Genomic DNA, 10065 nt, shown 5'->3' with positions numbered 1-10065 from the left:
GTAGCGGCGCTCGGCGTCAGACAGCAGCGGACCCAGATGCAGTGCGGCGATGCGGTCCTTGACATCGACGTGCACCAGCACCGTGGTGTGCTGGCCGTGGGGGCGGCGGGTCGCCTCGGTGTCCCAGCCGGTCTCGACCAGCCGCAGGAACGCCTCGACGTTGCTCGGCACCGGCGGCGCGGTATCTGAGGCGCCCGCGGCGGTGTCGTGATCGTGGTTCCACTCGGTGATCAGCGCCTCACGATGAGAGGCCAGCGCGGCGTCGAACTTCGCCGCGTCGTCATGGGCAAGTCTGATCCGCCAACAGCTGAACTGCTCATCGGTGGTCTTGGTGATCGAGGGCTGCGGTTGCGGCCCAGCATCGGGTTCGGGTCGCGGTTCCAGCTTGACCGCGGTGCGCAGCTGGTTGACCGTGGCCACCCGGGCCAGCTGCAGGTAATGCTCCTCCAATCCCGCACCGGCGCGAGCGGCGATGACCCCGACCTGATCCAGCGACAACCAACCCTGCCGCATGCCCGCCACACACCGTGGGAACTCCTCGAGCCGGCCCACCACCGTGGTGATCGTGTGGGCGTTGGTCGAAGACGAGCCCAGCTTCCAGGCCAGCAACGCCGCCACCGACCGTGCACCGGTCATCCCGCACAGCTCGTCGCGATCGATCTCGGCGGCGATCTCCACGATGCGCCCATCAATCGCATTGCGCTGACCGGCCAACTCCGACAACTCCGCAACAACACCGCCAAACGCTCCTTCGGCAGCCTCGGCGCACAGCCCAACGAGGCGGGTCGAAGACATAACCACATCATCGCAGCGACCACCGACAACTCCGGCCCGCCCGATCTCCGCAAGGCAAGAACCCCGGAGCCGGTCACCTACTCGTGGTACCTGACCAGCATCCGAGCCGGCTTCGAGCCCTGGAGCGGCGGCATCGTCGCGAGGTTCGATTCCTTCTCCGTCCTCGTCAACGGATTGCAACGACTGTGCCCAACGGCATACCCCGACCGGCCATCGCGGTTGCCCGCCGCGAAGGTAGTCACCCGCGGTGCCGATCTGCCGAAGCGGGGCATTCGACGAGAACGGCTGCAAGTCGGGTGCGTCGGGCGAGGTACCCTCTATCGCGTGCTCGACGATGAGCTGCTGGAAGCTGCTGCGGGACAAGGTAAACGACGAAGCAACCGGAGCGTATCCGCCGTCCGGTTGGGCGCGTCCCGTGTCGGTGGACCCGATCTGGCCGAGGAATCGTCTTGACGGACGTCGAATTCGACGCGCCGACGGTAATTCGGACCAAGCGTGACGGTGGTCGGTTATCCGATGCCGCCATCGACTGGGTCATCAAGGCCTTCACCGACGGCCGGGTCGCCCCGGAACAGATGTCGGCCTTGTTGATGGCGATTTTCTGGCGCGGCATGGACTCCGGCGAGACCGCCAGATGGACGTCGGCGATGCTGGTCTCGGGTGCCCGGATGGATTTCGCCGAACTGCGGCTGCCGACCGTGGACAAGCACTCCACCGGCGGGGTAGGCGACAAGATCACGCTGCCGTTGGTGCCCGTCGTCGTCGCCTGTGGCGCGGCGGTGCCGCAGGCGGCGGGCCGGGGACTCGGCCATACCGGCGGCACGCTGGACAAGCTGGAATCCATCTCCGGGTTCACCGCGACGCTGTCCAATCAACGGGTGCGCCAACAACTTTGCGACGTCGGCGCGGCCATCTTCGCGGCCGGCGAGTTGGCCCCCGCAGACGCCAAGCTCTATGCGCTGCGCGACATCACCGGCACCGTCGAATCCCTGCCGCTGATCGCCAGTTCGATCATGAGCAAGAAGCTGGCCGAGGGAGCCGGCGCGTTGGTACTCGACGTGAAGGTCGGCGCCGGGGCCTTCCTGAAATCCGAGGCACAGTCCCGCGAACTGGCGCACACCATGGTGGACCTGGGCGAGGCGCACGGCGTGCCCACTCGCGCCCTGCTGACGGACATGAACTGGCCGCTGGGTCGCACGGTCGGCAACTCGCTGGAGGTGGCCGAGGCCCTGGAAGTGCTGGCCGGCGGCGGACCGCCCGACGTCGTGGAGCTGACCGTACGGCTGGCCGGCGAGATGCTGCAACTCGCCGGGATCGACGGCCGCGACCCGGCACAGACGCTGCGCGACGGCAGCGCGATGGACCGATTTCGCCGCCTGGTCGCCGCTCAGGGCGGCGATTTGTCGAAACCGTTGCCGATTGGTCGGTGTTCGGAAACCGTGACGGCCGGCCGGAGCGGCACAATGGGCGACATCGACGCGATGGCAGTGGGTTTGACGGCCTGGCGGCTCGGCGCGGGCAGATCCCGGCCGGGGGCCCGGGTGCAGCACGGGGCGGGGGTACGGATTCATCGTCGTCCCGGGGAGCCGGTGGTGGCCGGCGAGCCGCTGTTCACGCTATACACCGACGCTCCCGGACGCTTGGGCCCGGCGCTGGCCGTGCTCGACGGTGGCTGGAGCGTCGGGGAGGCCGGGCCGGCTCCGCGGCCCCTGATTATCGATCGGATCACCCGATGACCACTGCGCTCACGTGGGAGATGATTCGGCAGGCACCGAAGGCGCTGCTACACGACCACCTCGACGGCGGGCTGCGCCCGGCGACCGTGCTGGACATCGCCGGCCAGATCGGGTACGACGACCTGCCCGCCACCGACGTCGATACGCTGGCAACGTGGTTTCGGACCCGGTCGCACAGCGGCTCGCTGGAGCGCTACCTGGAGCCGTTCTCGCATACCGTGGCCGTGATGCAGACTTCCGAGGCGTTGTATCGGGTCGCCTTCGAATGTGTGGAAGACCTTGCCGCCGACTCGGTGGTCTATGCCGAGGTGCGCTTTGCTCCCGAGTTGCACATCGATCGCGGGTTGTCGTTCGACGAGGTCGTCGACGCTGTGCTTGCCGGTTTCGCCGCAGGTGAAAAGGCGTGCGCTGGCGCGGGCCGGTCCATCAAGGTGCGCTGTCTGGTCACCGCGATGCGGCACGCCGCAGTGTCCCGGGAGATCGCCGAGCTGGCAATCCGGTTCCGGGACAAGGGAGTTGTGGGTTTCGATATTGCCGGAGCCGAGGCCGGCCACCCGCCGACGCGGCACCTGGACGCTTTCGAATACATGCGAGACAACAACGCGCGCTTCACGATTCACGCCGGTGAGGCTTTCGGGTTGCCGTCCATCCATGAGGCGATCGCGTTCTGCGGCGCGGATCGGCTGGGCCATGGGGTGCGGATCGTCGACGACATCGACGTCGGCCCCGACGGCGGTGTCAGGCTGGGTAGGTTGGCATCGATCTTGCGGGACAAGCGGATTCCGTTGGAGCTGTGCCCGAGTTCCAACGTTCAGACCGGCGCGGTGGCCAGCATTGCCGAGCACCCGTTCGACCTGCTGGCGCGCGCCCGCTTTCGGGTGACCGTCAACACCGACAACCGGCTGATGAGCGACACGTCGGTGAGCCAGGAGATGCACCGCCTGGTGGAGACTTTCGGCTACGGCTGGAGTGACCTGGAACGGTTCACCATCAATGCGATGAAGTCGGCGTTCATTCCGTTCGACGAGCGGCTGGAGATCATCGACGAGGTGATCAAGCCGCGGTTCGCGGTGCTGATCGGGTAGTCGGTGCGGGTCTGGCAGCCCCGCGTTGGTCGCAACTGTGACATCACATCAGCCGCAAGAGTGCCGACGGGTTGGCCGGTTCGTTATCCCCGCCTTGTCGCTCGGAGCGGTCGTGGGGCTGCGCTCCGGCGCCGGGTGTGCGCTGGCGGCGCCGGGTGTGCGCTGATGGCGCCGAGTGTGCCGTCCGGGCGGGGCAGATCGTGGCGTACCCGCCCTGCACGCACACTGAAAGCCGTCATTGCACACTCGATACCGCGGCATGACAGTCGACCCGGTGAGCACGTGAGCCTTCTCGGTTGACCCCGAACACCTGCCATGACAAGAGGGCTTTAGCGAAGCTGCAAGTATCGGCGTGCGGAAAAAGACGTCAAGGGGGTGCATGCGTGCTGCGCCCGCAGACGTCGATAACCGGCAGCTCTGTGGCCTCGGAAAGGCATGAGCGTCCTGGAAGCCGTTGTCCGCCGTCCGAATCACATCGGCCCGGCAACCGCCGTCCCACGATTACCCTCGAAGCACCTACCGGTCAGCCCGCCTAGCCTCAACGCCAGCAGGCAGTGACTCATGCGAAAGATGTGACCGCCGGATGCGGGGCTCGCTCGCCGCTGTGTTGTGCTTGCGGTGCCGCTACGAATGCCGCACCGCCTCTTGAGCGAGTTGCACCCGGGAGTTCAGGTCGAGCTTGGTGTACACGTGCGTGAGGTGGGTTTGCACGGTACGCGGCGAAACGAACAGCCGTGCGGCGATGTCCTTGTTGGAAAGGCCCTCGCCCACCAGGCTGACCACCTCACGTTCAGCCGGCGTCAACGATTCCCAACCGGTCGCTGCCCGCCTGCGTTCGCCGCGTCCGCGCTGCGCGTAGGCAATCGCCTCGTCGCTGGACAGTGCGGTGCCCTCTGCCCATGCGCTGTCGAACTCCTTGCTGCCCAACGCAGTACGCAGTAATGCCAACGAGTCCGCATGGCTGGAGTCGTAGCTCTTGAACCGTTTGGTGCCCAGGCGTCGCCGCATGGACTCCGCCGCGCCGTACAGGCGGGCGGCCTCACGGTGGCTGTCGTGCCCGACCGCCATGGCGGCCAGGCAGTCGAGGATGTCGGGAACGCAATTGTGTGCGCAGGCTTGAACTGCAGCCATCAGCGCGTCGTGGCCATCACGCTCGGCCTGTTCCGGCTCACCCTGTGCCATCGCCACCCGGGCGCGGCTGGTCAGCGCCAGCGCCAGATGCCAGCCCGACAGCACCGACGCGGCCTCGTCGGCGAAGTGTCGCGCTGCGGCGACATCGCCGCTCGCCAACGAGATCCGGGCTTTGGTGGGGCGCAGATAATTCGCCACATGCGGCTGCAATTTCAGGTTCTGCCACGCCTTTGTGCTCGCATCGCGCGCGGAATCGATGTCGCCGCCGGCGAAAGCCGCGATCGCCAACGTCGCATAGCCCAGTCCGAGGAAGTACTCGCTGCCGTCTCCGGCACCTTCGACCGCCGCTTCGCCCGCCGCCCACGCGGCGCTCACGTCACCGCGGTACGCGTGCGCATCACCCAACCCCTTCAGGATGAGCGGTGTGAGGACGTCAGCGTCGGCCTCCAACGACTGCTCCACCAGCTCGCTGAACTGCGCGACGGCTCCGGCCACCTCGCCCTGCCACAGCTGGGCGAACGCCAGGCTCAACCGGCACCGTAGCGCGCCGAACCGGTCGCCGATCTCGTCGGCCACATCGCGTCCGGCGCTGCCCGCGGCGCGCGCGGTCATCGTGTCGCCGGATACCACGGCGGCATTGCTCTGCCAACTCAGGATCTGGCTGAGTGTCCACCGATCGTCCAAGGCCCGGACAATATCGGTCGCCTCCGCGAAGTACTCTCGGGCCGCATCGGATCGGTAACTGAATCCGGCCGTCGAACCGCAGGCGGTGAGTGCGCGTGCTAGCAAGGCCGGGTCATCGACTTCGCGAGCGATAGCCAACGCTTGTTGAGCCTCGTCCACGCTGCCGCCACTGGTGTCGATGAACATATCGAGCACGGCCTTGTCTGCCAGCGCTCGCGCCCGCACCCCGGCGCTCACCTGCCCATGGTGCGCGTCTGGCTCGACGAGGATGGTTTCGAACCAGGTTCGCCCCTCCCGGATACGGCCCCGGCTGAGCCACAGCGGCTGCAGCCATGACGTCAACGCCAGCGCGGACTCCAAGTCGCAGTATTCGCGGCAGCACAGGAACGCCACCCGCAGGTTGTCCAGCTCGATTTCGGCCTGGTCGAGAAGCTGCTGATAGTCCGTGCGCCCAGGGCTGTCGAGCAGCGCCGCCAGCGCCATGTAGTGGTCGCAGTATCGCTTTCGGGTGACGTCGGTTTCGCCGGCCTCGGTGAGCTTTTCCATCGCGTACTGGCCCACACCCTCGAGCCGCCGGTAGCGGGTTCGACCCTGCGAGCTATCTGCCCAGATCAGCGACTTGTCAACCAGCAGCGCCAGCTCATCGAGCACCTGGTGACGCGGCAGCTCACCGAAGCCGGCCACCGCCAGCGCCGCGTCGAGGTCGAAGCCACCGACGAACACCCCGAGTCGTCGCAGCAAGATCCGCTCCGGCCCGCTGAGCAACCCGTAGGACCAGTCCAGCGATGCACGCAGGGTCTGGTGGCGGCGCAGCGCGGTGCGTGCCCCGCCGGTCAGCAGCCGGATGCTGTCATCCAGGCCGGCAATGATGTCCGAAAGCGACAGCGACCGCACCCGCGCGGCGGCGAGTTCGAGCGCCAGTGGCATGCCGTCCAACCTGCGGCAGATTTGCCGCACCATGGCGGCGCTGTCGTCGTCGATGACGAAGTCGGGCCGGGCCAGCAGGGCACGGTCGGTGAAGAATGCGGTCGCGTCGGCCATGGACAGCGACGGAACCCGCCAGGTCAGCTCGCCCGCCACCTTGATCGGTTCGCGGCTGGTCGCCAATATCGTCACCCGGGGGCAGGTCTGCAGTAGCGCATTGACCTGGCCGGCGCCCACGTCGAGCAGGTGTTCGCAATTGTCGAAGACAATGAGCATCTGCCGCTCGGCCAGGTAGCGCAGCACCGCATCGGCCGTTGACCGGCCCAACTGGTCGGACAGACCCAGCGCGCGAGCGAGCAGGATCGGCGTCATATCGGGATCGGTTATCGGCTCGAGATCGACGTAGCACACACCGTCGGGAAACTCAGACGTCAGTTGCGACGCCACTTGGATGGCCAGGCGGCTCTTGCCGAAGCCGCCGGCACCGATCAGCGTCACCAGCCGGTTTTCCGTCACCAGCCGGGTCACCTCGGCCATTTCCCGCTCGCGGCCCACAAAACTGGTGAGTTGCACTGGAAGCCGTTGGTTCACAATGCTTTTCGGAGTGCGTAGCGCAGGGAACTCGTTGCGCAGCTGGGGGTGACACAACTGCGCCACCCGTTCCGGGCGCGGCAGGTCGCGCAGCGGTTGACTTCCCAAGTCGATCAACCAGGCATCGGCCGGGAGCTCGTCGATGACGATGTCGCTGGTGGTGGCCGACAGCAGTGTCTGGCCGCCGTGGGCCAGGTCACGCAGCCGCGCCGCGCGGTTGATCGTGGGGCCGACATAGTTGCTGTCGTCGCGCAGCTGGACGTCGCCCGTGTGGATACCGACGCGCAGCCGAATCGGCGGCAATTGCGCCCGCTGCAATTGCAGCGCGCAGGCGACCGCATCGGCGGCCCGCCCGAACGCCGCCACGAAGCTGTCGCCTTCGCCCTGCTCGACCGGCCGTACTCCGCCGTGGACAGAGACGGCCTCGTCAACGGCTTGATCCAGCAGCTTGATCGCGTCGGCCATCTGTGCGGGCTGCGTGTGCCACAGCCGGGTCGATCCCTCGATGTCGGCCAACAGCAACGTCACGGTCCCGGTAAGCAGCAACTCGCCCACGCTCCAGTCCCATGCCAGGCACGTCCGCACATTGGGTCGATCTCGCTCATGCTAACCAGCGCGACCAGCAGCGAGCCGCAAATCTCAGCGAAAAGGCGTACGTGGCGTCGCTACGGACCGCCGACGTACGACCCCCCGCGGGGCAAATTTGCGCATTCCGGCCGATGGCCGCGGCCGCGCCACCGAGGACAGTCGAATTGTCCAGATTTCAAGAAAGAAGTCGAAAGGAACCCCGACGATGAAGCACCACACCAAGTCGAATCGTGGCCCCAGCGACGAGGCTGGCGCCCTGTCGCCCGACCAGCGGAACCGGTCGCAATCGCCTCGGTACGCCCCCAAGCGTTATTCGTTCCTCGAGGACGCCTGCATGGCGCGCGCGATGTATCGGCTCTGATCAGTGCCGCCCGTCCTCGCGGCCCTATTCGCGCCTCCAGCTTTGCGGAGCGACAGCGTTGCTCTCGTAAACTGCGAGCCCCGCCAGATCCGGGTAAGCCCGTCAACCGACGTTCAACTGCACACGTACCTTCTTACGCCACCGACCACACCGTGTGATCGAGGGTCCTCAATTCTTACGGTACGTTAGAATATGCGATACCTATTTGATGTCTAATCCCACGACTTCGCAGAAAACATGAACAGTCCCCAACTGAATCCCGCACCGTAACTCGCTCCTTCCCATGAGAATTCGTACTCTTCATATGCGGGGAGCAGCTTGTCGAATAGGGGCCACTGGCGACCACCGTTCATAGGGCCAAATCGCTCTGTGAACTCGGCGACGTCCATGCTCCAGATAGGCAGTCCGATCGGAGAACCTGCGGTAGGTGAATTGCGCTTTTTATGCCGGTACCGCGCTGACTCAAGGAAGCCGTCTTCGCTAGCGATCGCAGTGAAGTCAAATCCCGGCCACAGTATGCTGCTGTACTCTACTGATGTAGCGTCCTGATCGGCAATGCCCAGCAGCTTCTTCATATTTCCAAAATAAGAGGCTTCGTCGCCGAGAGCTTCGGCGACTCGCTCATGTATACGTTCCGCATCGTCGACCGACAGACCATGGTCAGCCACTTTGGCCGCTAGTTGGTCTTCCTTATGCGACATCTTTATTCTCAGCTTCATCGTCATGAGTAGGTGCACCTCGAAGTCGATTATCGCGGCAACCGAGGGTCTATCCACTAGTTATTCATTCCTTTAGTGGGGTTATTTGATGATTCACATACTGCTGACTAACTCGGGCGCACAGGCGGCGTTTCCTGGTGAAATAGCGTATCGAGATGCCGCACTCTTCCGAATGGTTTGTCAAATTGAGTAAAGTCAGGTCACAATCGGATCAGATGAACCTTGCGTGAGCCGCTGATATTGTTGGCGAGATCATAGAAAACTGTCGCGACTCTTATGGAACCCTTGAATACCTCAATCTACAGGCCACAACTTCGTTACCCACAGAAACAGCCCCCAGCTGAATGCGGCACCGTAACGCTCCCCGCCCCATTGGAATTCGTACTCCTCGTGGCCAGGGAGAATTTTGTCAAACAGCGACCATTTCTGACCACCGGTCATCGGACCAAAATGCTCTGAAAACTCGGTGATATCCACGCTCCAAGCCGGCAGCCCGATCGGGGAATCGACATTACCCGAATCGCGCCTCGTATGCCAATACCGCGCCGACTCGAGCACTCCATCTTCACCTGCGATGGCTTTGAAGTCAAATCCAGGCCACAAGATGCTGCTGTATTCGAGTGATGCACCACCGTTGTCCGCAATGCCGAGTAGCTTCTTCATATTTCCAAAGTAGGAGTCATTGTCACCAAGAATCTCGCCGACCCGCTTATGCGTACTTTCCGCGTCGCTGACGGAGAGCCCGAATTCGGCTAGTTTAGCTTGCAGTAACCTGGCATCCTTATTGACCATTCTTAGCTTCGTCGTCATGAGCAGGTACACCTCAAACTCGGCTATGGAAGGAACCCCGGCTGTATCCATCGTGTCTCCCGTCAATGACCCAGGTAAGGTAAGAATTCGGTCAGGTCGCCGTTGAACACTGTCACCGATCCGTCAGGGTGCACCATCATTGCGACCTTCTGAGGTAAGTATTTTGGTAATATGACCTTTGTTCCATCGGGGAGGGTTGGCAATTCCTCCAGTTTCACCGAACGCTGTCTGAGCGGCAATCTCGGTTGCCTCCGCAGCCTGTTGCTGGTCAAGGTGCAGGGAAGTTACCTTGTCCGCCAATGATTGGAGCTGCCCGGAACCCTTCGGAACCGTCTTTACTTCCTCACCAATTTTCTTAGCCTGGTCGGATAGTTGGGCTTGGGGACGTGCTCGGTTGTGGTTGGGTGCTGGGCGTGTGTGGTTGTTGTGGTGCGGGTTGTGTCCAGTATGGGATGTCGGTGCGTTTGGCGTCGTTGGCGGGCGTGTATTGTGCGTTGGCCGCATCTAATTGGCGCTCGAGCTGGGCCTTCAAGGTGTTGTAGTACCAGGCTTCTTGGTTATAAGGGCTCTTCACAATCGAGGGTGTAGTTGGGGTCTGAATCCACCGGTTTCCAGTAGCGATCTGGCAATGTAGTTGGTGA

7 protein-coding genes are annotated in these 10065 nt (G+C 64.1%); 3 read left to right on the top strand and 4 right to left on the bottom strand.

Going from position 1 to position 10065, the window contains the following annotated elements; translation table 11 throughout:
- Positions 1-801 (bottom strand): DUF222 domain-containing protein (locus BST40_RS26110; protein WP_425270709.1); only part of this gene is annotated, 801 nt, incomplete at its 3' end.
- A gap of 443 nt (positions 802-1244) precedes the next feature.
- On the opposite strand from BST40_RS26110, the gene BST40_RS26105 reads away from it, so the two are divergent.
- On the top strand, positions 1245-2531 hold the full coding sequence (locus tag BST40_RS26105; protein WP_075549898.1) for a thymidine phosphorylase: 1287 nt from the start codon (positions 1245-1247) through the stop codon (positions 2529-2531).
- The gene (locus tag BST40_RS26100) at positions 2528-3616 is read left to right on the top strand and encodes an adenosine deaminase (protein WP_083156212.1); all 1089 of its coding nucleotides are present in this window, start codon (positions 2528-2530) and stop codon (positions 3614-3616) included. The genes BST40_RS26105 and BST40_RS26100 overlap by 4 nt, the downstream gene beginning before the upstream one ends.
- A gap of 624 nt (positions 3617-4240) precedes the next feature.
- Here BST40_RS26100 and BST40_RS26095 read toward each other — a convergent pair.
- Positions 4241-7501 (bottom strand): helix-turn-helix transcriptional regulator, encoded by a 3261-nt coding sequence (locus BST40_RS26095; RefSeq protein ID WP_083156214.1) that lies wholly within the window; start codon positions 7499-7501, stop codon positions 4241-4243.
- A gap of 238 nt (positions 7502-7739) precedes the next feature.
- Between BST40_RS26095 and BST40_RS30320 the strand changes: the two genes are divergently transcribed.
- The gene (locus BST40_RS30320; RefSeq protein WP_158084040.1) at positions 7740-7895 is read left to right on the top strand and encodes a hypothetical protein; all 156 of its coding nucleotides are present in this window, start codon (positions 7740-7742) and stop codon (positions 7893-7895) included.
- Positions 7896-8107: 212 nt separating this feature from the next.
- On the opposite strand, the gene BST40_RS26090 is transcribed toward BST40_RS30320, so the two are convergent.
- Positions 8108-8620 carry a hypothetical protein gene (locus BST40_RS26090; RefSeq protein ID WP_089025313.1) on the bottom strand — a complete coding sequence of 171 codons (513 nt, stop codon included), beginning with the start codon at positions 8618-8620 and terminating at the stop codon, positions 8108-8110.
- A 288-nt stretch (positions 8621-8908) separates the two neighbouring features.
- Positions 8909-9475 carry a hypothetical protein gene (locus BST40_RS26085; protein ID WP_083156208.1) on the bottom strand — a complete coding sequence of 189 codons (567 nt, stop codon included), beginning with the start codon at positions 9473-9475 and terminating at the stop codon, positions 8909-8911.
- Between the last annotated feature and the right edge of the window lie 590 nt (positions 9476-10065).

Origin of the sequence: Mycobacterium persicum, from assembly GCF_002086675.1 — a bacterium.
In the GTDB taxonomy this organism is placed as follows: Bacteria; Actinomycetota; Actinomycetes; order Mycobacteriales; family Mycobacteriaceae; genus Mycobacterium; species Mycobacterium persicum.
The sequence above is the reverse complement of the archived record's forward strand: the minus strand, read 5'-3'. Positions and strand labels throughout refer to the sequence as shown.

Coding starts and splice junctions, on each gene's coding strand:
- BST40_RS26090 (WP_089025313.1), bottom strand. CDS start 8,620: ATGACGATGAAGCTGAGAATAAAGATGTCGCATAAGGAAGACCAACTA.
- BST40_RS30320 (WP_158084040.1), top strand. CDS start 7,740: ATGAAGCACCACACCAAGTCGAATCGTGGCCCCAGCGACGAGGCTGGC.
- BST40_RS26085 (WP_083156208.1), bottom strand. CDS start 9,475: ATGGATACAGCCGGGGTTCCTTCCATAGCCGAGTTTGAGGTGTACCTG.
- BST40_RS26100 (WP_083156212.1), top strand. CDS start 2,528: ATGACCACTGCGCTCACGTGGGAGATGATTCGGCAGGCACCGAAGGCG.